A 21,353-nucleotide genomic window follows, 5' to 3' on the forward strand; every position below is an offset into this window, starting at 1 on the left:
TTGGCAATTTTAGAATAATGGTTATCCGATGAAGGGGTTATAGAATCTGCTACCATTACTAAATGTCACATACATAGATATTGCGAAAAATATTACCATAAATATGAGGCTCAAGTAGTCTGCAACTGTAAAAGGCTTTTCGCTATACCAAGTTCTTTGCGTATTATTTCCAAACGCTCGGAGTTCCATTGCGGCACTGATAGTTTCGATGCGCTCTAAACTAGAAAATACAAGTGGTACAAGAATTGCAGAAATATGCTTAACTTTTGTTCTCAATTTGGCTTTTTTTGATAAATCTACGCCGCGGGCTTGTTGAGCAAATGTAATTTCTTGATAGCTGTTTTGAATATCTGGAATGTATCGTAAAGTAATTGAAACAGCATATGCGATCTTATAATTGACCCCAATTTTATTTAAAGAGGCAGCAAACTCACTAGGTTGTGTTGCAACAATAAATAGTAGTGCGAATGGCGTTACTGCGAAATATTTTAGAGTGATATTTAGATGATAGAATAGCTGCTCTGCCGTGACGGAATAATTACCTGCAATATCAAATAGGACAGTTTTGGTGCCATAAATTTCAACTCCTTGATATGGAGCAAAAATATAGATTGCTATATTGTTAATTACCAAAAATACTAATATAAAATAGACGATAAAGGAAATTTCACGAAACTGAATTTTGGATATTGCAAATACGATAAAGCTCAATATTAGTAATACAACTAAAACTCGAGTATCATATGATAGCATGGCGACAAAGGAGCATAGTAACAATATTATCAATTTGGTTGCTCCAGTTAGGCTATGTACAAATGAAGTTTTTTCAATATATCCCAGTGTTTTCAAAGCGTACCCTCCTATCATGTGATATAAAGCGTTTTACAAATTCTTTGGGTTGTGCAAGTCCGGCATAGATAGCTAATGTATATAACGATGTGACTTTTAAGTGGGCTGCTTCTATCAGATTTGTATCAGTTAGGACATCAACTGTTGCAGCTTCAGCTAGCTTATTGCCATCTGCTAATACGATTGCGCGATCGGTATATTCCAGCATTAGATGCATGTCGTGAGTTATAATGATTATGGTAATACCTTTTTGATTTAGCTCTCGTAGAAATTCCATAATTCGAGTATAATTTTTAAAATCTTGTCCTGCAGTAGGTTCATCTAAGATGATTATATCTGGGTTCATTACCAAAATAGAAGCAATAGTGACGCGCTTTTTTTGGCCAAAGCTAAGGGCGGAGATGGGCCAATTTCTAAAATGATACAACCCGCAAATTTTTAGTGTGGCATAAACTCGTTCTACGATTTTGGTAGCAGGAATGTTTTGGATTTTTAATCCAAATGCAACTTCATCGAATAGCATAGTTTGAGAAATCATTTGGTTGGGATTTTGTAATACGACACCAATATGGTTGGCACGCTCTGCAATTGAAAAAGGAAAAATGTCGTGATCATTAAACAAAATTTTGCCTCTGGTAGGTTTAAAAAATCCACAAATTAACTTTGCGATAGTAGATTTGCCGGCACCGTTTTTGCCAACTATACTTAACATTTCACCTTGATAAATAGTGAAGTTTATGTTATTTAATACTTTTGAAGAGGCAGAATAACTAAAGGAAACGTTTTTAAATTCGAGTATGGGATTTGTTAGTGCAGGTTTTGGTGCAGCAGGAATTTGGTCTTGCCACTCTTGAAGCTTTTGTGCCATGCCAGGAATGTGAAGAGAATTGATATTGCTGAGATTAGACCTAATAGCAAGTTCGATGTCTGCATATTTTAAGGCAGCAATATAGAGGGGTTCGCGGATACCAGCTTGTATTAAAGTATCGGTTATTAAAATATTATTGGGCGCATGATCTGCAACGATCTGTCCGTCATAAATTACAACAATTCTGTCTAAATGACAATGAAGAACATCTTCTAGTCGATGCTCAATAATTATAACGGTTTTGTCGTGGCCCACTTTATTAATTAGCTCGATAGCAGATTTTCCGGTAGCAGGATCTAAGTTTGCTAATGGCTCATCAAATAGCAAGATGGGCAAGTCGCGAATTAATGTACCGGCCAAAGTTACACGTTGCTTTTGACCGCCCGAAAGCTGATGTGGAGATGCCAGAAGATTGGATTCGATATCAACCATTTTTGCCGCATTAGCAACAAGGGCTTTCATTTCAGATTGAGCAATGGCATCGTTTTCGAGTTTGAATGCAATATCTTCTCCTACAGTTAGGCCAACGAATTGTCCATCAGGATCTTGAAGGACTGTTCCGACAGAGTTTGCAGCTTGTGCGATGCTAGAAATAGGGTTGCCACATATAGAAAGAGTGCCCGTATAAGCTCCTTCATAAAAAAAAGGAGCCAATCCATTGATGCAGTGAGATAAGGTGCTTTTTCCAGAGCCAGAAGGACCAACAATGAGTACTTTTTCGCCTTCATAAATGGTTAAGTTGATATTTTTCAGTGTGGGATATTTCTGATTTTTATATAAAAAGTTAAAATCTTTAAATTGAACTACAACTTTTTTCATGGTAAATACCTCTTAATTTTCTTTCTCTAAATTTTGGTGCTTTGTGCGCGTGTTAGAATATGTATAAAGAAGTGCAGTTCCGATTACGCCAACAGTAAGAATATTTGTGCTACCAGCTACTAATCCTTGCAAAAATACCTTATTTGCGGCTTCTTGATAAATAATAATATCTAATATAGGTGCAACAACACCCCAGGCAACTAAGTTGGCTACTATTTGGGTTAGGTTAAAAATGAGTATATTCTGTTTAGAAAATAATTGATTTTTGATGTTGATTTTTTTAGATACTAATCCTACTATAAGTCCAAATACAGCCGAGGCAATAATCCAGCTAAACCATAGCGAGCCATATGCAGTCAGATCCTTTAATATGTGTCCAATAAATCCGATGCATCCTCCTGCAAGAGGGCCGTACAATATTGCCATCAATGCCAAAAGCGCATATGCAGTTTGAATTTCTGTATTTGGTACCCCGGTTGGAATAGATGCAAATCTACTGAGAATTAAAAAAAGGGCAGAACCGATTCCTATTGCTACAATAGTTTTTATTTTCATTGTGGTATCACTCCTTTAAAAATTTTTAGATACTTTATAAATAATATCGTAATATTTAACAAAAGTCAATGCGAGTATATAAAAAAACCTTAATGCCAAAAATACGGCAGAAAGGTTATAGGAAATTATATTGTATTCTATTTTTGTAATTTGATTAAACGCTTAACTTTGCCTCCAAATAGTGTGAGGACAATTAATATTAAGAAAAACCAACAAATTGGAGTATTAAAAAAGACGATTAAGCTTCCGTCAGATTTGAGCAATGCAGTTCTAAAATTTTCTTCTGCTAATGGGCCCAAAATTAAGCCTAATATTGCAGGGCTAGTTGGAACTTTGAGTTTTGTGAAAAAATATCCAACGATGCCAGCGACTAACATTACACCAACATCAAACAAATTATTTCGCATAGCATAGCTGCCTATAACACATAAAATGAATATTATAGGAACCAAAATAGGTTTAGGTACACTTAATACTTTGGTAAATAAACGCAAACAACTTAAACCCAAAAATACCATCATGGTATTAGCAATGAACATCCCGAAGAATATTGTATATACTAACACTTCGTTATTTTTAAATAGCATAGGACCAGGAGTTAGCCCTTGTATTGTTAATGCACCAATCATGATGGCGGCTACTGCATCTCCTGGAACACCAAGGGTTAGCATAGGAATCATAGCACCGCCGGTAACTCCATTGTTTCCGCCCTCGGATGCGGCAACAGCTTCGGGAACTCCGGTGCCAAATTTTTCAGGATGCTTAGAAACTGATCGCGCTGCATTATAACTTACAAATGAGCCAATGTCAGCACCAGCGCCGGGAACTATGCCTATAAATGTTCCGATAAGACCGGTTAGAGGTGCAGTCTTAAACATAGTTATAAAATCAGCTTTGCTAGGAATGACTCGGGTAACATTACAATTGATTTCTTCTTTATCAAAAATGGTTTCGATAGATTCAAATGCCTGGCTCATTGCAAACAACCCGATCATAATGGGAATATATTGAACGCCAGATAGAACATTGACATTATCAGAAAATCGTATATAGCTAGTGACACTGTCAATTCCAATAGTAGCGATTAGTATGCCCAAGAGTCCGCACATCAAGCCTTTTTCCATATCAGAACCAGAAATACTAGAGATGATGCAAAGTCCAAATAACGCAAGCAAAAAGAATTCTGCGGAACTAAATTCTAAGGCCAATTTAGCAAGCTGGGGACTAATTAACCATAAACAAAGTACGCTAACAACGCCTCCGATATAACTAGAAATTGTTGCTATGCCTAGTGCACGGCCAGCTTCACCGCGTTTAGAAAATTCGTAGCCATCGATGGCAGTTGCCGCTGATGCTGGAGTTCCTGGAGTGTGGAGCAAAATAGCAGAAATGGATCCACCATAAATTGCGCCTACATAAATTCCTAATAACATAAGTATGCCAGCCTCAGCTTCCATTCCAAAAGTGAGAGGAAGAAGTAGAGCAACACCCATCGTTGCGGTTAACCCGGGCAATGCTCCGATGCAAATTCCAGCAGAAACGCCAAGTAACATATATAGTAATATCATAGGTTGTAGTGTATTTTGAAAAACTTCCATAGCCATAATTTTATCCTCCCATTATAACGCAATGATGCCAAAATCGACAGGCACATTTAATAAGAAACGAAACACGCAATAAATTATGAGTGTAGTTACTATAGAAATCGTTGCTGTCTGCCAAAGCTTCAATTTTGCAAACCATTGAATAAAGCCAAATAGCAATATTAGGGAAGATAGTAAAAAGCCAACGGTTTCGAGTATGGCAACATAAAGAATCAGTATAAGCATCGATATGTAAACTCTTTTTGTTCCGGGGCTGAGAAAAACCACTTCGGTGTTAGCGATTTGATTTTTAAAGGATTTGAACAGCAGTTTAGCGGAAACAGCAAATAAAATTATAGCAACTATCATAGGCCAAAGTCCAGGACCGGGAACACCTGTCCCATATGCTGCTGCTTTTGGATATCCTGCAGAAATAACAATAACAACGATGCTAAGTATCATGCAAAATATAGCAAATACAATATTTCCTCTTTTCATAATTTGCTCCTTTCATTATAGAAAAAGGGCCACTACTGTAGCCCCTAAATAAATGTTTTATTGAATTTTGAGACCTAAATCATTAACCAGTTCTGTGTAAATTGTTAAATCATTTTTCATACGTTCGGCATATGAAGCACCATCCATAGTTTCTATAATGTTGTTAGAATTATTCATAAATTCTATAAATTCTTGGGATTGCGCAGCGTCCATAAATATTTCATAAAGTTCAGCAACTACTTCGTCTGGAGTATCTGCAGGAACGCTTAGACCACGCCAAGTTCCGAGTACAGAATCGTAGCCTTGTTCTTTAGCAGTAGGAACATCGGGAATGGCGTCAATTCTATTATCTGCTAGCACACCCAAAACTTTAAAATCGCCACTTTCTACATAGTTGGCAACTTCCGCATATGATACTGCAACAGCGTCGATGTGCTCACCTAATAAATCGGTTATAGCACCCGCGGCACCGTCGTATGCTATATGTTTAAAATCAGCACCAGTTTCTTTTGCAAGCCCCGCAGCAGCCAAGTGCCAGATGGCGCCATTGCCAGAGTTGCCGATTTGTAATTGATCTGATTTACTGTATGTAATAAAATCTTCTAACGAATGAAATCGATCGTCATCAGCTTTTACAGTAATGGCGGCTGCGGCAGTATTAACCATCATAAGAGGTTTGAACATGGTGTATGTTAAACCAGCATTGATGCCCATAGCTTCTAAAGTTATAAGCTCGACAGTTGTCATTGTGATTGTGGTGCCGTCTGGATCAGAATGCGCTCCTACTAGCATACCCGTGGCTCCGCCTCCACCGGCACGATTTTCAACGGTAATATTTTTGAAAGAACCTTTAGCCGCATCTGCTAAGGCACGCATTACAGTATCGGTGCCACCTCCAGCATCGTATGGGACAATACAAGTTATACTCTCTTTAGAAAAATCAATTTCGGCAGGAGTAGAGGTAGTGGCATTTCCACAGGCAACCATATTAGTAGATATAGCCGCAATAAGCGTAAAAGTAAATATTTTTTTGAATACTTTATTCATATAGAACCTCCGAATATTAAATATATATTGTAATATCATAATATAAGTTTGATAGTTTGTCAATGTTAAATGGATGTTTTAGTATTCTGAGTAGATTGTAAAAGTATCCTTGCCTTCTCGTTTTGAATTATAAAGCGCAGCATCAGCCACAATATATAAATCTTTAAAATTACACATAGTATTATCTACTACTGCAATACCAATGCTAGCAGAAATAGTTACCGATATACTTTCGCCCGAATATGTTTTTTTAAGTAGTTGACTAGCTTTGGTAGCTATTTTTATAATATCAGATTTAGTTTTTGTTGTTCTGAGAAAAACCATAAATTCATCGCCTCCAACACGACCGATGATATCTTGAGTAGGATCAAAAATATCTTTTAAAGTTTGTGCAATATCTTTAATCACATCATCACCTACATCGTGACCTAAGTTATCATTTATGGCTTTAAAATTGTCTGCATCTATCATAAATAATGCTCCAGAAGCAGTATTTTTGAGATGTTGATTGATTAAATTTTCTGTTGTCATTTTATTATATAGGCCAGAGAGACTATCTATTTCGGATAAAGATAGTAATTTTTTGGCATTAGTAATATCATTAATTATAAGCAATGCTATGATTTGTGTTGATACAGAACTTTTTTCTAAGAAAACGTCAACTCTAAACCAGTGATAAGGTTTGTCAGGACTGTCACGTAAACGATATTCAAAGGAATAGTTTATGTTATTATCAAAAAAAGCTTGTAACATATATTGACAATTAGAAATATTGATAGTTTTTTCTTTATCATCAGGATGAATTTGATTGTTAATCATATCTGAAATGACTTGATTATAGGAGGATCCAATGAAAACTGTATTAATACTTCCTTGATAGGCATGGTTTAATATCCTGCCTGTAGTGCAGTCAACATGAAGAGTAACTGTAGATCCTAAGACTACAGATTTTTTATATATTTCATTTAATTGAAATTGATTTTCTAGGGTAACTCTGCTTTCTTCCAAAATTTCAATTCCTATAACCATAAAAATACCAATTAAATTAACAACAAACCAGCTGATGCCTTGAATAAACTGTTGAAGTATGTGCTTGGTAGAATAAAAATCTGAATAATTGGCTGATGCAGTAGTTAATATAGCCACAATTGTTGTAATTTCTAGAATCAATAGTATTTTTATTCGATTGGTATCTTGAGCCATTTTCTGTAAATATTTAGGAGTAGCATACTTTAATAATAGTAAGGTCATTATTATACAAGTTATAGAAATAATTATTCTGGAGTGTAATAATAGAACAGGATTATTTATAATAGTATTCATACTCATAGAAAAAAATAAGCTCATTACTGGAACAACTATTGCGCCTACACAAAATAGTTGTATTACCATTGTTAAAGCAATAGTGATTTTGATGTATATAAATTTTTCGTAAAAAAGTATTACTTCGGTACAATAAACTAAAATAAAAATGAAGTATGCCCCGACCAATGAAATAGGGATTAGTGAGACCCAAAATGCTCCAAATATTGTATTAAATAGTGAAATAATATAAGTATAATGTTTAGCTATTTTTAATGGTAAAATTTTAGAAAGCATATCAAAAAATATTATGTTATGTATAAAAAATATAGCTAAAAATATTATTGATAATATAATAATCATCTCCTTTATACTAGATTATGCGTTATAAAGCGTAAATTGATTTCTCCCCATCTTTTTAGAAGTATAAAGTGCGCTATCGGCTCTAACATATAAATCTTTAAAGTCATTTATATTGGCAGTGACTTCTGCAATTCCTACACTAGCAGACGTTTCAACAGAAACAGTGTCGTTAGAATAGGTGCGTTTTAACTTAGTACAAACGTTGGTTGCAGCTTCAACTAAATTAAATTCATTACTTCCTTTTGTTATAAAAACCATAAACTCATCTCCTCCAACACGCCCAACAATAGCATCTTCTGTAAATAGCTCTGTTAAAGTATGAGCTATATTGACAATTACGGTATCTCCAATATCATGCCCTAAATTATCATTAATTTGTTTAAAATAATCACCGTCTATCATGAATAATATACCATTTTTATGGATTGCTAGATGTTGGTTAATTAGATTTTCTGTAATAACTTTGTTATATAATCCGGTAAGAGTATCTCGTTCAGCCTGAAACTCTAATTCTTTTGCATCATGGATATCTTTAATTACTAGTAATGCTAAAATATTGTTAGTTGCAGTATCTTTTTCTAGAAATATATCTATTTTAGACCAACGAAAATTTATGGTAGTATATTCTTGAAACCTATATTCAAAAGAGTACTTTATAGTATTTTGGTCAAAAACGCTTAACATATAATCGATACTTGAAAGGTATAAAACTTGGTCTTTGTCCTCGGGATGAACTTGATAGTTAATAATTAAATTTGACATAACGTTGAGATATGAAGAGCCAATAACTTCTGTTACACGTTCTCCTTTATGTACAAAATTTAACACTTTGCCAGTGGTACAGTCAACTTGTATTGTGGCTTCGGTTTCATTAATTAAAGTGTTTTTGTAAATACCTTCAAGATGAAGCTTATTTTCGAGACGGATTTTGTGTTCGGCTAGTAATTCGAAACCAATTAGCATAAATATCCCTGTATATTCAACTACAAGCCAACTAATTCCTTGAACAATTTGCTGAGATAGTTGTTCACTTGTTGGAGTGTCTAGATAATATACGGATGACGTTGCTATGATAGAACTAATGGCAGTAATTTCCAGGGTTAAAAATACTTTGATTCGATTTGCATCGTGCCCCATTTTTTTTAAATAAGGTGCAGGAATTAATATAAGTACTATAAACATCGCGACACCACAAAAGAGTGAAATGAGCATTCGAGAACGCAATAATAAATCTGTATTATTCATTATATAATTCATACTATCGTGGATTCCCATACTCATAATAGGTACAGTTATGGCTTCGATACATAATAAATGAACAATGATGGTAAGTGCAACGGCAATTTTAGTATATATATATCCACTATAAAAAATAACAACTTCAAGACAATAAAAAACAGAAAAAATGATATAGGGCCAAAAGATAGATTCTCCCACAAAATTAAGGGCAAATGAAGCTGCTAAGATATTTATAAATGCCACAAGATAATGAGTTTTTTTACTAAGTTTTAGGTCTAAAACTTTTGAAACTATTCCAAAGAATATGATGTTATGTAAAAAAAATATAGCTAAATATACAATGAATGTTAAGTTCATATTGTGATCTCCTTTTTTATTAATCATATCACTATGATAAGCTATGCAAAGTAAATTGTCAATTGAAGTGCATAAATAAATAAAACTGCTATACTCATTAAAAAGTATAGCAGCTACATTGTATTATTTAATTAATAGAGAGTTGCCATCCATTTCTGCTGGTTTGTCTAGCCCCATCATATCTAATAAAGTTGGCGCAAGATCTGCAAGTTTTCCGCCGTCTTTTAATTTGTTTACACCCGGATAGTTGACAAGAATAAGAGGAACAGGGTTTGTGGTATGAGCTGTGAAAGGCCCTCCGGTTTCGGGATCGATCATTTGGTCTGCATTTCCGTGGTCAGCAGTTATAAGAGCGGATCCCCCTGTGGCTTTAATTGCTTTAATAACTTGTTCTACCGATTTATCGACTGCCTCCACAGCTGCCATAGCGGCGTCCATGCTGCCGGTATGTCCAACCATATCGCTGTTTGCATAGTTTGCAATGATCACATCATATTTTTTGCTTTCGATTGCTTCGGTAAGTTTATCTGCAACTTCGTAGATACTCATTTCTGGTTGAAGATCATATGTTGCAACTTTTGGAGATGGTATAAGAATGCGTTCTTCGTTTTCGTTGGGCTCTTCTATTCCTCCATTAAAGAAAAATGTGACGTGAGCATACTTTTCTGTTTCGGCAATACGGAGTTGTTTTTTGCCTAAGTGCGCAAGGTATTCACCTAAAGTATTTGTTAAGATTTCTGGAGTAAATGCAACTTCTTTATCAACAATGGTGATGTCATATTGAGTAAGGGCAACAAAAGTGACAGGAATTAAGTTGCGATTAAACCCAGTAAATTCTTTATCAACAATGGCTCTAGTGATTTCTCTGGCACGGTCTGGTCTAAAGTTGAAGAAAATTACAGAGTCACCCTTTTTAATTTTGCCTATAGCGTGACCACTTTTGGTGACTACAGTAGGTACCACAAATTCATCGAGTATATTTTCATCATAAGATTTTTGCATTATAGTGGAAACATTTTCACTCGTATTGCCTTCACCTTTGCAAAGTGCATTGTACGCCACTTCAACTCTTTCCCAACGATTGTCTCGATCCATTGCATAATATCTTCCGGAAATACTAGCAATTTTTCCAAGGCCGATTTCGCGTAATTTAGCTTGAAGTTGGTCTACAAAATCTTTTCCAGAGTCTGGAGCCACATCTCTTCCGTCCATAAAGGCGTGAACATAAAGTTCTGTAACTCCCAGGTTCTTTGCCATTTCTATAAGACCATATAGATGCGTGTTATGACTGTGCACACCGCCATCTGATAAAAGTCCCATTAGATGTACTGCCTTGCCTTCGTCACGAGCTTTTTCCATCGCGCCTTTGAGTGCGGGGTTTTCTAGGATAGTACCATCTTCTATTGCTTTGGTGATGCGAGTAAGTTCTTGATATACAATTCGTCCGGCGCCGATGTTTAGGTGTCCAACTTCGGAGTTGCCCATTTGTCCAGCAGGTAACCCAACCTCCAAACCGCTAGCAGCAATTGAAGTATGTGGACAAGATTCCATTAGTTGATCAATATAAGGAGTTTTTCCAAGTTTAACAGCATTTCCTTCTGTTGCTTGATTTAAACCAAAGCCATCTAAAATTAATAATAGTGTTGCCATAAAAGCTCTCATTCCTTTCGATTATACACTAAAATAGTGATTAGTAATCATTCACTAATCACTACTTACTACTAACTAATAATTGACAATATCAGAAAAGTCAGCTTTTAGGCTAGCGCCACCAACAAGTCCGCCATCAATGTTACCCATATTAAATAACTCGTTTGCGTTTCCAGCATTTACAGAACCGCCGTATTGGATGCGAATTTCATCTGCAACTTTGTCGCTATAAATTTCTCCAACCACGTCTCTTATTGCTTTGCAGACTTCTTCGGCTTCTGCGTTAGTTGCAGTTTTGCCAGTTCCGATTGCCCAAATAGGTTCATAAGCGATAATAACTTTTTTGGCCGCTTCGGCGCAGACATCTTTTAAAGCAATTTTAGTTTGAAGTCTAACAAGATCTACGGTAATTCCTTGTTCTCTTTGTTCAAGACTTTCTCCAACACAAATTATAGGAATAAGATTATGCTTAATTGCGGCAAGAACTTTTTTATTTACAGATTCATCTGTTTCGGCAAAGTATTGTCTTCTTTCGGAGTGGCCGATAATTACGTATTTTACACCCATTTCTACAAGCATATCAGGAGCAATTTCTCCAGTGTATGCACCGTTTTCTTCGAAATACATATTTTGAGCACCAACGGCTATGTTTGTACCTGCCGTTGCTTTAAGTACAGCATCTAGGCAAACGAAAGTTGGGCAAAATATTACATCTACAGCATCGGTATTAACTTTATCTTTTAATAAGTTGACAAGCTCTACTGCCTCCTTAGGGGTTTTATTCATCTTCCAGTTACCAGCAATAATCTTTTTACGCATAACATCCTCCAATAAATTTATTTTAATTGAGATCTCTGTCCCCCACGAAAGGGGAAAGAATTATTACATATCATCTGCTGCTGCCACGCCAGGAAGTACTTTTCCTTCTAAATACTCAAGGCTTGCTCCGCCACCAGTAGAAATGTGTGTCATTTTATCAGCAAGACCTAAAAGGTTAACGGCACTCACAGAGTCGCCACCTCCAACAACGGTGATAGCATCAACGAGTTTTGCAAGTGATTCACCAACGGCAAGGGTACCTTTGTTAAAGTTTTCAAATTCGAATACACCCATAGGCCCATTCCAAACAACAGTCTTAGCACCTTCAAGAGCTTTTTGGAAGATCGCTATAGATTTTGGTCCAATATCGTATCCAGCCCATCCATCAGGAATTTCTTCTACAACTTTAAATTCAGTATCATTTTTGAATTCTTTTCCGACAACTGTATCAACAGGAAGAAGTAAATTTACGCCTTTGTCTTTGGCTTTTTGTAGCATTTCACCAGCATATTCAACTTTGTCAGCCTCTAAAAGAGAGTTGCCAACAGGCTTGCCTTGAGCTTTCATAAATGTGTATGCCATACCGCCACCGATAATTAATGTATCCACCTTATCCAAAAGATTATTGATTACACCAATTTTATCAGAAACTTTTGCTCCGCCAAGAATAGCAACAAAAGGACGAACAGGCTTTTCAACTGCTCCACCTAAAAATTTGATTTCATTTTCCATTAGGTATCCAACGACATTTTGTTTGCAATATTGAGTGACACCAACATTTGAACAGTGAGCTCTGTGAGCAGTACCAAATGCGTCGTTAACAGAAATTTCATCGTCACAAAGTGCCGCAAGTTCTTTTGCAAAACCCTTCGCAGCTTCTGGATCTTTGGAATATTTTTCCTCTTCTGGTCTAAATCTAGTATTTTGAAGAAGCATTACTTCGCCGTCTTTTAAATCTTTTGCCATAGCCTGTGCAATTTCACCAGTAACGGTAGGGTCGTCAGCAAACTTAACAGGAACTCCTAAGTGTTTCGAAAGACTAACAGCAACAGGTTCTAGTGTAAGCTCTGGCTTTACAGTGCCCTTTGGTTTTCCTAAGTGAGAGCATAAAATAATTTTGGCACCGCCATCAATAAGCTTTTTAATAGTTGGGAGTGCACCAAGTATACGGTTTTCGTTTTGGATTACACCTTCTTTTAGAGGAACATTAAAGTCGCAACGTACTAATACTTTTTTACCTTTGATATCTTTTAAATTGTCAACCGATTTTTTCATGTCATTCTCCTTTGATTAGGTATTGATTGGTATTTAGATGACGAAAAAGATCCAGCCCCAAAGGACCGGACCCTTTTTAGGACCAATTATTTTAATTCTGCGAAGTATTTGATAGTTCTAACCATGTTGCTAGTATAAGAATTTTCATTATCATACCAAGAAACAACTTTTACAAGAGAAGCGTTGTCGCATAATTCTTGTACTTTGGTTTGAGTAGAATCAAATAGTGAACCACAAGTGATTCCAACGATGTCACTAGATACTAATTCTTCATCAGCATAACCAAATGAAGGTGTTTCGTTTGCTTTCATAGCTTTATTAATTTCATCTGCAGTAACTTTTTTCTCAACTACAGCAACAAGTTCGGTTAGTGAACCAGTAGCTACAGGAACTCTTTGAGCAGCTCCGTCGAGTTTTTTATTAAGTTCAGGAATAACCAAGCCGATTGCTTTTGCAGCACCAGTTGAGTTTGGAACAATGTTAAACGCGGCAGCTCTAGCACGTCTTAAGTCACCTTTTGGATGAGGTCCATCAAGAGTCATTTGATCACCTGTAAGAGCGTGAATAGTAGTCATGAAACCTTTTTTGATAGGAGCTAAGTCGTTAAGAGCTTTTGCCATAGGAGCTAGACAATTTGTAGTACAAGAAGCTGCAGAAATAATTGTATCAGTTGTTTTTAATGTGCCTTCGTTAACTCCAAATACAATTGTTGGAAGGTCATCACCGGCTGGAGCAGAAATAATAACTTTTTTAGCTCCTGCATCGATATGAGCTTGAGATTTTGCTTTTGAAGTATAAAAGCCAGTACATTCAAGTACAACGTCTACACCAAGTTTACCCCAAGGGAGGTTTTTAGCATCTCTTTCAGCATAAATTTTGATTTCGTTGCCGTCAACAACGATAGAATCTGCTTTAGCGCTAACTTTATCTGCTAAGTTGTATCTACCTTGAGCAGTGTCATACTTTAATAAATGAGCAAGCATTTTAGGATCTGTTAAGTCGTTGATTGCAACTACTTCATATCCTTCCGCACCGAACATTTGTCTAAACGCAAGTCTACCAATTCTTCCAAAACCATTAATTGCTACTTTTACTGCCATTTAAAAAATCCTCCTTAAAAAATTAAAATTAATTGATGATGTTCTTCTACCGCAATTGGGTGAATTGCAGTAAAAATTTAAACCTTAATTAGCATAGCATAAGTTATCCAAAATAATCAAGGAGTTTGAGGAATTTTTTTTAATTCAAAATTACACAATATTTTACAACAAACTAGTATCGAATATCAGAATTTATAAATTTGCAAACCTTTATAAGTTATAAAGGTAGATTGTGAACAACAGCGTGGCAAAAAGGGACATAGTCTAACTTCTATATAATTTTTGCAAATATTTATATTTATTTATCATGATTTGCGGAGTTATTCAAAATAATTACCGTATTGGTTAAAAATATTTTTTACAACATCATAAGCAAGTTTTGGACGTCGATATTCATCAACAATCCCTTTGTTATTATGAAGCCTTCCGCGTTCTTTAAACCAACCAGCACTCACTTGACAGTCGCAGTATTGCCATATAAATACTCCAGTGCAAGCCGCATTTTCTAGCATCGGCGTAATTTGTTTAGCAATGATGTCTGCTTGTCCCTCTTCGGACCACTTTTCTTTAGAACGCTGGCGATATCCATAAATGGCACCGCAGCCGATCTCGCTTACGATAAATGGTTTAACTTTTCCGGCAGTATCGTTGGCATAGTTAATGTGCTTTTGCAAAACTTCTGCAACATCTCCAGGAAGATACCATAGAGGATACATATTATTTGAAACTACTGTAGGATAGGCAAAACAGATGTCTTTGTAGTGTTTGTTGCTTGCAAAAGTATTTGGACGAGATGGATCCAAAATTTGCAGTTGCTCGAGCTGTATTTTGTGATAGCTAGCATAAGGTTCTTTTTGGCTGATGCATTCGTTGAGGACTCCCCAAATGAAAATGCTAGGGTGATTGTAGTGGCAGTCGACCATCTCGTTGATGCAAGAAATAGATTGAGGCATAAAATTGGGATTGTCCATATCCTCTTCCTTAAAGCCACGTGCGTGAGCCTCTTCCCAGACCAAAATTCCGGCTTCATCACACAAGTCAAGGAATAATTCATCATTTGGATAATGCGAAGTTCTAATGGCATTTGCACCCATGTCCTTAATTTGCTCGATATCATGAACCATTGAAGCATAAGGCAAAGAGCAGCCAAATTCTGGATGATCTTCGTGGCGATTAAATCCCTTAATTCTGATGCGTTTGCCATTCAATAAAATTTGGTTGCCGTCTAATGTAATTTCTCTAAACCCGACTGTTTCGATTAAATCATCGTGAATTTCTTTGTCGACAATGATCCAAGTTTTGAGCAGGTATAAATTTGGCGATTCCATATCCCAAGGCAAAACATTAGGGAACTCAAATTCATTTTCTAGCTCGGTTAAAGAATTTTTGAGAAATACGGTTGATTCGGAGCCAAACCCGCCAAGAATAGTTTCTAGCATAAAATCGATATTTCCAAGGATGTCTTGGTCAGAAACATTTTCTACAATTACACGAATTTTAGCAGTCCAAAGATCGCCTTTTTTTACAGGGGTAAAATACAAGTTTCTAATATACAAACTCTGCAGTCGTTCAATAACAACGCCGCGTGTGATGCCACCATAGGTCATATAGTCGTTTTCTTTATGAAGAACAGAATCTGAGTTGAATCTATTATCAACTTCTACTTTTAATATGTGGTTGCCTTCGTCGAGATCTTTGATAACAACTTCAAAAGGAGTATAGGCGTTGTAGTGGAAGGTGACAAATTGGTCGTCAATATAAACTTTGGCAGTGTGGCTAACACCTTTAAAAACAAGTCTGATACTGCCACCAGCATAAAAATTTTTATAAAAAGTGCCGCTGCCTCTATAATTCAAAAAGTCGGGATGTTTTTCTAAACAAGAAGGAACATAAATTTGATAGCTCTTGCCTTTATGTTCTCCTTCATTTGGTATATAATTCCAAAATGTGTTGCTCAGTATCTCATAATTTCTACAAACATTAGTTTTGAATGCACGAATCATAGTAAATAACTCCTTTTATATAAAATTTTGAGAAGTAAAAATATGTTATTTGATAGCATTTTTCATTACTCTAACATATTCTTCCACATAATCAGGTGAATTTATACCATGTTCTTCTATAATTTTTACGATTGCACTGCCGACAATAACTCCGTCTGAGATTTCGCTCATTTGTTTCGCTTGCTGTGGTGTCGAAATGCCAAATCCAATCATGCAAGGAACATCGGTAATTTGTTTAACTTTTGAAATGATTGCTCCAATGTCGGTTGTTAGTGTATCGCGAACGCCTGTTACGCCTAATGAAGAAACGCAATACAAAAAGCCTTCTGCCTCTTTGGCAATTTTGGCAAGACGAGCTTCTGATGTTAAGGCGATCAGCGAAATTAATTTGATGTTATGAGCAGCGCACTCTTCGTATATTTCATGTTTCTCTTCATATGGCAGATCGGGTACGATTATTGCACAGACTCCGGTTTCGTTACATTGTTCCATAAACTTAGCAGCACCATAGGTAAAAATTGGATTGATATACGTCATAATTGCAAGCGGAACGGTAACTTCGGATTTGATGCTTCGTAGCATATCGAAAATAGCATCGGTTGTAACTCCATTTGCTAGGGCACGCATTGTGGCTCTTTGAATAATAGGTCCTTCTGCAACAGGATCAGAGAAGGGAAGTCCGATTTCGATTAGGTCCGCACCAGCTTTTTGCATTCTAAGAATGAGCTCTCGCGATGTGGCAAGGTCAGGGTCTCCAGCTGTTATAAATGGAATGAAAGCCTTTGTGGCAAAGTTAAAATTTTTCATAATTTATTCCTCCAAGTTTATGCCTTGATATTTTGCAACCATGGCAACATCTTTGTCGCCACGTCCAGAAATTGTGATTACTATGATATCTTCGTGGGTCATGTCCTTTGCGATCTGTATGGCTAAAGCAACGGCGTGAGCACTTTCTATTGCAGGAATCACGCCCTCCATTTTGGATAAATAGTAAAATGCGGCAACAGATTCGTCGTCTGATATAGGCACGTAGGTTGCGCGGCCCAAATCGTGTAGATGCGCATGTTCTGGACCAATTCCTGGGTAGTCTAGTCCTGCAGAAATCGAGTGTACAGGTGCAATCTGTCCATAATTATCTTGGCAAAAGAACGTCTTCATTCCATGAAATATTCCGACAGAACCTTTATTTACAGATGCGGCGTGAAATGGGGTGTGGATACCTTCTCCTGCAGCTTCCGCGGCAAAAAGCTTAACGTTGGCATCGTCGATAAATGTATAAAACGTTCCGATAGCATTGCTCCCACCCCCGACACAGGCAACAACAGCATTGGGTAGTCTCCCCTCGGCTTCAAAAATTTGTGACTTGATTTCTTCTCCGATAACTTTTTGAAAATCCCGCACGATTAGCGGAAAAGGATGTGGCCCAACAACTGATCCCATTACATAGTGAGTGTCCGCAATTCTAGAAACCCACTCTCGAAGCGTTTCGTTGACAGCATCTTTGAGAGTTTGGGTGCCGCTGGTTACCGGGTGAACAGTAGCTCCTAATAGTTCCATTCGAAAAACGTTGAGTGCTTGCCTTTGCGTATCTTCTTTACCCATAAATATTTCGCATTCCATGCCCATAAGTGCTGCTACTGTGGCAGTGGCAACTCCATGCTGACCTGCACCAGTTTCTGCAATGACACGAGTTTTACCCATCTTCTTTGCGAGTAACATTTGTCCGATAACATTGTTGATTTTATGTGAACCAGTGTGATTTAAATCTTCACGCTTTAAATAAATTTTGGGACCGCCAAGATCTTTTGTCATCCTTTCTGCAAAATATAGAGACGAAGGTCTGTTGGCATAATGCTTCGATAGATACTGTAGCTCTTTGCAAAATTGCGGATCATCCTTATAATGGTTATATGCCTTCTCTAACTCATCTAGTGCGCTCATCAAGGTTTCTGGAATAAATTGCCCTCCAAAATTACCATATCTACTCATATTATTTCTCCTTTTTTGCTGCAGCAAGTGTGTGCCTACAATGTAATATTATATTTTTTATTTTATCATAATTTTTGACGCCATCGATTTCGACGCCAGAGTTTATATCAAGTGCAAATGGGTTCGCCGAAATGGCTGAATCAATGTTGTTGATGTTTAAACCTCCAGCCAAAAAAATCTTGTGCTTCGTTGCTGGAATTAGGGTATAGTCAAACGTTTTGCCAACGCCACCATAGCTATTTTCATGAAATGTATCTAATAGTAAATAGTCGCATGATAACTCATCGGCGGCAAGGATTTGCGCGGTGCTTTTTACTCGTACTGCCTTAATAATAGGTTTATCTGTCAAAGATTTTAAGTTGTTAATATATTCTGAAGTTTCGTCACCATGAAGTTGGATAAAGTCGATTGCAGAGTCTGCTGCAGCAGCAATGAAGTCTAGGTCTGCATTGACAAAAACTCCAACGGTTGCAACATCTGCTGCGAGCTCGGCCTTTATGGTGACTGCATCTGCCAGAGTAATTCGTCTCTTGCTAGGTGCAAAGATAAATCCGATATAATCAGGTTTAAATTCATTGATAGCTCGGAGGTCTTGGGTAGATGTAATTCCACAAATTTTAATTTTCATGGCAACCCTTCAATTCGTTTAAGATACGTGTTTTATCGGTTTGCTTGACTAAAGTTTCGCCAATCAATACGGCATTGACATGAGCAGCTTCTAATATTTCAACATCAGTGCGGGTGCGAATGCCGCTCTCAGCTACAAAAACTATATCTGCTGGGACCAATGCGCGCAATGCAACGGAGGTGTTGATATCTACATTGAAAGTTTTTAGATCTCGATTGTTGACACCTATAATCTCTGCGCCGGCAGCCAAGGCTCGCGAAACTTCTGTTGCATCATGAGTTTCAACTAAGGCATCTAGTTGTAAAGACTTTGCAATAGCAAGATATTCTGCAAGCGCGGCATCGTCAAGTGCTGAGCAGATGAGCAATACTGCACTAGCACCATCAACTTTTGCCTGATAAATTTGATATGGATCAATTATAAAATCTTTCTTTAACAGAGGAATTTTTACGATTCTGCTTATTTGAGCCAAATATTGGGAGCTGCCTAAAAAAAATTCGGGTTCTGTAAGCACCGATATGGCTGCTGCACCTGCGATTTCATAGTCGATTGCTATTTGTTTATAATCGAAATCAGCGACCATAATTCCTTTGGATGGGGAAGCTTTTTTCACTTCACAAATGAAATTGATAGCATCCATATTGGAGATTGCTGCTTTAAAACTGGGTTTGGCTGGAGCGGCAGCGGCTAATTCGCGAACCGTTGACTCGGGAGTTTTTAATTTTTCGGCATCAACCCTAAGTTTTGTGGCTTGCAAAATTTTATCTAAAATCATTATCTATACCCTCCCGTTACTCATTTTAATTAGTTCGTTTAATTTTTCAATAGCTTGCCCGTTATCAATCGCTGCAGTAGCAAGTTCTACGCCTGCAGAAATGCTAATATCAAGTGCAACATAAAGTGCAAGTGCAGTATTGAGTATGACAACGTCGCGTTTTGGACCTCGTTCGATTCCCGCAAGGATGTCTCTAGTGATTTGAGCATTTTCTGTTGCATCGCCACCCACTAAATCAGCCATTTCGCAAAAATTAAAGCCAAAGTCACGTGGGTCCAAATAGTATGATGTGAGATTGTTATTCTTTATTTCGCAAACATAGGTGAGATCTGTGAGTGTGGCTTCGTCGAGACCATCTTTGCCATGAATGACTAGTGCGCGCTTGATGCCTAAATTGTTGAGCACTTCTGCAAGAGGAACAACCAGCTTTTCGTCGTATACACCCATTACTTGAAAAGAAGCGAATGCGGGGTTAATGAGAGGTCCAAGTATATTAAAAACGGTGCGAATCCCCATTTTTTTGCGAGCGGAAGCCACATGTTTCATAGATGAATGAAATAATGGTGCAAACATAAATGTGATGCCAGTGTTCATAAGAACTTTGTGTGCATCTTCCGCGAGATTGATATTGACACCGAGTGCCTCCAAAACATCTGCAGAACCGCTTTTGCTGGAAACACTGCGATTGCCATGCTTTGCAACTCGGACACCACAGGCAGCTGCTACCAATGCTGTAGTCGTAGAAATATTAAATGTGTTGGTGTTATCGCCACCGGTGCCAACAATATCAAGCACATCAGAATCGGTGGGTACTTTAAGTGCTCGATTTCTGAGAATTCTTGCAAAGGCGGTGATTTCTTCAGAAGTTTCACCTTTGATGCGAAGCGCAGTGAGAAATGTTGCTATTTTAACTTCATCAACTTTGCCTGTCATTATATCCGTCATTGCGGCAGTGGCAAGGTCTGCATGTAAATTTTGGCCGTTCAAAAGTTTTCGTATTGCTTGATCAATCATAATATATACTCCTAAAATTTATTTATTTAAAGTCTGTGTGTCTAAAAAATTTTGGATCATGGCATCTCCATCTATAGTCAAAATTGATTCAGGATGAAATTGTAGACCGTATATCTCATAATTTACATGTTTGACAGCCATCACTTCATTATCATTAGCAGTGGCAATGACGTGCAAACATTCGGGTAAATTTGTACCAATTAGAGAATGGTATCGTCCAACTTTAATTTTCGAAGGCAAATTTTTAAATAGCTTGTTGTCATTATTAACATTTATTATGCTCGACTTTCCGTGCATTAATTCAGGAGCATAAGTTACATCTCCTCCAAAGGCTTCGCAAATCGCTTGGTGCCCAAGACATACACCCAATATAGGAGTGTTGGAAATGTTAGGATAAGCAACAGTTGCAGCTTGTACTAGGGCTTCGCAAATCCCCGCATCTGCAGGTTTGCCAGGGCCTGGAGATAAGACAATATGACTGGGATTTAACTCGATAATTTCGTCTATTGTTATATCGTCATTTCGTTTAACTAAAATGTTGTCGTCATATTTTCCAAACATTTGTACTAAATTGTAGGTAAAACTATCATAATTATCAATTATTAAAATCATGGCAACCT

19 protein-coding genes are annotated in these 21,353 nt (G+C 37.1%); all 19 read right to left on the reverse strand.

Features of this window, described 5'->3' with window-relative positions:
- Positions 1-21: 21 nt before the first annotated feature.
- Positions 22-849, reverse strand: a complete 828-nt coding sequence (locus tag PCY70_RS08265) for an energy-coupling factor transporter transmembrane component T family protein (RefSeq protein WP_305766967.1) — start codon at positions 847-849, stop codon at positions 22-24.
- Complete coding sequence (locus tag PCY70_RS08270) at positions 827-2,536, reverse strand: ABC transporter ATP-binding protein (protein ID WP_305766968.1); 1,710 nt, start codon at positions 2,534-2,536, stop codon at positions 827-829. Before PCY70_RS08270 ends, PCY70_RS08265 begins: the two co-directional genes overlap by 23 nt.
- Positions 2,537-2,548: 12 nt before the next feature.
- A complete protein-coding gene (locus PCY70_RS08275; RefSeq protein WP_305766969.1) occupies positions 2,549-3,091 on the reverse strand; it encodes an ECF-type riboflavin transporter substrate-binding protein in 543 nt (180 codons plus the stop codon).
- 137 nt (positions 3,092-3,228) lie between these two features.
- A complete protein-coding gene (locus PCY70_RS08280) occupies positions 3,229-4,695 on the reverse strand; it encodes a tripartite tricarboxylate transporter permease (protein ID WP_305766970.1) in 1,467 nt (488 codons plus the stop codon).
- A 15-nt stretch (positions 4,696-4,710) separates the two neighbouring features.
- The gene (locus PCY70_RS08285; RefSeq protein WP_305766971.1) at positions 4,711-5,172 is read right to left on the reverse strand and encodes a tripartite tricarboxylate transporter TctB family protein; all 462 of its coding nucleotides are present in this window, start codon (positions 5,170-5,172) and stop codon (positions 4,711-4,713) included.
- A 57-nt stretch (positions 5,173-5,229) separates the two neighbouring features.
- A complete protein-coding gene (locus PCY70_RS08290) occupies positions 5,230-6,219 on the reverse strand; it encodes a tripartite tricarboxylate transporter substrate binding protein (protein WP_305766972.1) in 990 nt (329 codons plus the stop codon).
- Positions 6,220-6,297: 78 nt separating this feature from the next.
- On the reverse strand, positions 6,298-7,884 hold the full coding sequence (locus PCY70_RS08295; RefSeq protein WP_305766973.1) for a sensor domain-containing diguanylate cyclase: 1,587 nt from the start codon (positions 7,882-7,884) through the stop codon (positions 6,298-6,300).
- A 15-nt stretch (positions 7,885-7,899) separates the two neighbouring features.
- Positions 7,900-9,480 carry a GGDEF domain-containing protein gene (locus PCY70_RS08300; RefSeq protein WP_305766974.1) on the reverse strand — a complete coding sequence of 527 codons (1,581 nt, stop codon included), beginning with the start codon at positions 9,478-9,480 and terminating at the stop codon, positions 7,900-7,902.
- Positions 9,481-9,603: 123 nt separating this feature from the next.
- Positions 9,604-11,130, reverse strand: coding sequence for a 2,3-bisphosphoglycerate-independent phosphoglycerate mutase (gene gpmI, locus PCY70_RS08305; protein ID WP_305766975.1), 1,527 nt, complete (start codon positions 11,128-11,130; stop codon positions 9,604-9,606).
- 75 nt (positions 11,131-11,205) lie between these two features.
- Positions 11,206-11,949 (reverse strand): triose-phosphate isomerase, encoded by a 744-nt coding sequence (tpiA, locus tag PCY70_RS08310; RefSeq protein ID WP_305766976.1) that lies wholly within the window; start codon positions 11,947-11,949, stop codon positions 11,206-11,208.
- Between the two features lie 63 nt (positions 11,950-12,012).
- The gene (locus PCY70_RS08315; protein ID WP_029488041.1) at positions 12,013-13,224 is read right to left on the reverse strand and encodes a phosphoglycerate kinase; all 1,212 of its coding nucleotides are present in this window, start codon (positions 13,222-13,224) and stop codon (positions 12,013-12,015) included.
- Positions 13,225-13,310: 86 nt separating this feature from the next.
- The gene (gene gap / locus PCY70_RS08320; RefSeq protein ID WP_305766977.1) at positions 13,311-14,324 is read right to left on the reverse strand and encodes a type I glyceraldehyde-3-phosphate dehydrogenase; all 1,014 of its coding nucleotides are present in this window, start codon (positions 14,322-14,324) and stop codon (positions 13,311-13,313) included.
- Positions 14,325-14,644: 320 nt separating this feature from the next.
- Complete coding sequence (locus PCY70_RS08325) at positions 14,645-16,327, reverse strand: glycoside hydrolase family 2 protein (RefSeq protein WP_305766978.1); 1,683 nt, start codon at positions 16,325-16,327, stop codon at positions 14,645-14,647.
- A gap of 45 nt (positions 16,328-16,372) precedes the next feature.
- A complete protein-coding gene (gene trpA, locus PCY70_RS08330) occupies positions 16,373-17,134 on the reverse strand; it encodes a tryptophan synthase subunit alpha (protein ID WP_010167238.1) in 762 nt (253 codons plus the stop codon).
- Between the two features lie 3 nt (positions 17,135-17,137).
- Positions 17,138-18,316: a tryptophan synthase subunit beta gene (trpB, locus tag PCY70_RS08335; protein ID WP_029488037.1), complete on the reverse strand. Its 1,179-nt coding sequence runs from the start codon at positions 18,314-18,316 to the stop codon at positions 17,138-17,140.
- A gap of 1 nt (position 18,317) precedes the next feature.
- Positions 18,318-18,944, reverse strand: a complete 627-nt coding sequence (locus tag PCY70_RS08340; protein WP_305766979.1) for a phosphoribosylanthranilate isomerase — start codon at positions 18,942-18,944, stop codon at positions 18,318-18,320.
- Positions 18,934-19,719 (reverse strand): indole-3-glycerol phosphate synthase TrpC, encoded by a 786-nt coding sequence (gene trpC / locus PCY70_RS08345; RefSeq protein WP_305766980.1) that lies wholly within the window; start codon positions 19,717-19,719, stop codon positions 18,934-18,936. The genes PCY70_RS08340 and trpC overlap by 11 nt, the downstream gene beginning before the upstream one ends.
- A 3-nt stretch (positions 19,720-19,722) precedes the next feature.
- Positions 19,723-20,733 carry an anthranilate phosphoribosyltransferase gene (gene trpD, locus PCY70_RS08350; RefSeq protein ID WP_305766981.1) on the reverse strand — a complete coding sequence of 337 codons (1,011 nt, stop codon included), beginning with the start codon at positions 20,731-20,733 and terminating at the stop codon, positions 19,723-19,725.
- An 18-nt stretch (positions 20,734-20,751) separates the two neighbouring features.
- Entirely contained in the window at positions 20,752-21,345 is a 594-nt protein-coding gene (locus PCY70_RS08355; RefSeq protein ID WP_305766982.1) for an anthranilate synthase component II, read from the reverse strand.
- Positions 21,346-21,353 lie beyond the last annotated feature (8 nt).

The organism is Candidatus Epulonipiscium viviparus (assembly GCF_030708075.1).
GTDB classification, from domain to species: Bacteria; Bacillota; Clostridia; order Lachnospirales; family Cellulosilyticaceae; genus Epulonipiscioides; species Epulonipiscioides viviparus.

Excerpts from the sequence above, each read along its gene's own strand:
- trpB (WP_029488037.1), bottom strand. The coding sequence starts at position 18,316 with ATGAGTAGATATGGTAATTTTGGAGGGCAATTTATTCCAGAAACCTTG.
- PCY70_RS08300 (WP_305766974.1), bottom strand. The coding sequence starts at position 9,480 with ATGAACTTAACATTCATTGTATATTTAGCTATATTTTTTTTACATAAC.
- PCY70_RS08355 (WP_305766982.1), bottom strand. The coding sequence starts at position 21,345 with ATGATTTTAATAATTGATAATTATGATAGTTTTACCTACAATTTAGTA.
- PCY70_RS08275 (WP_305766969.1), bottom strand. The coding sequence starts at position 3,091 with ATGAAAATAAAAACTATTGTAGCAATAGGAATCGGTTCTGCCCTTTTT.
- PCY70_RS08295 (WP_305766973.1), bottom strand. The coding sequence starts at position 7,884 with ATGATTATTATATTATCAATAATATTTTTAGCTATATTTTTTATACAT.
- PCY70_RS08340 (WP_305766979.1), bottom strand. The coding sequence starts at position 18,944 with ATGAAAATTAAAATTTGTGGAATTACATCTACCCAAGACCTCCGAGCT.
- PCY70_RS08270 (WP_305766968.1), bottom strand. The coding sequence starts at position 2,536 with ATGAAAAAAGTTGTAGTTCAATTTAAAGATTTTAACTTTTTATATAAA.
- PCY70_RS08325 (WP_305766978.1), bottom strand. The coding sequence starts at position 16,327 with ATGATTCGTGCATTCAAAACTAATGTTTGTAGAAATTATGAGATACTG.
- trpA (WP_010167238.1), bottom strand. The coding sequence starts at position 17,134 with ATGAAAAATTTTAACTTTGCCACAAAGGCTTTCATTCCATTTATAACA.
- PCY70_RS08315 (WP_029488041.1), bottom strand. The coding sequence starts at position 13,224 with ATGAAAAAATCGGTTGACAATTTAAAAGATATCAAAGGTAAAAAAGTA.
- trpC (WP_305766980.1), bottom strand. The coding sequence starts at position 19,719 with ATGATTTTAGATAAAATTTTGCAAGCCACAAAACTTAGGGTTGATGCC.
- PCY70_RS08280 (WP_305766970.1), bottom strand. The coding sequence starts at position 4,695 with ATGGCTATGGAAGTTTTTCAAAATACACTACAACCTATGATATTACTA.
- PCY70_RS08290 (WP_305766972.1), bottom strand. The coding sequence starts at position 6,219 with ATGAATAAAGTATTCAAAAAAATATTTACTTTTACGCTTATTGCGGCT.
- trpD (WP_305766981.1), bottom strand. The coding sequence starts at position 20,733 with ATGATTGATCAAGCAATACGAAAACTTTTGAACGGCCAAAATTTACAT.
- gpmI (WP_305766975.1), bottom strand. The coding sequence starts at position 11,130 with ATGGCAACACTATTATTAATTTTAGATGGCTTTGGTTTAAATCAAGCA.
- gap (WP_305766977.1), bottom strand. The coding sequence starts at position 14,324 with ATGGCAGTAAAAGTAGCAATTAATGGTTTTGGAAGAATTGGTAGACTT.
- tpiA (WP_305766976.1), bottom strand. The coding sequence starts at position 11,949 with ATGCGTAAAAAGATTATTGCTGGTAACTGGAAGATGAATAAAACCCCT.
- PCY70_RS08285 (WP_305766971.1), bottom strand. The coding sequence starts at position 5,172 with ATGAAAAGAGGAAATATTGTATTTGCTATATTTTGCATGATACTTAGC.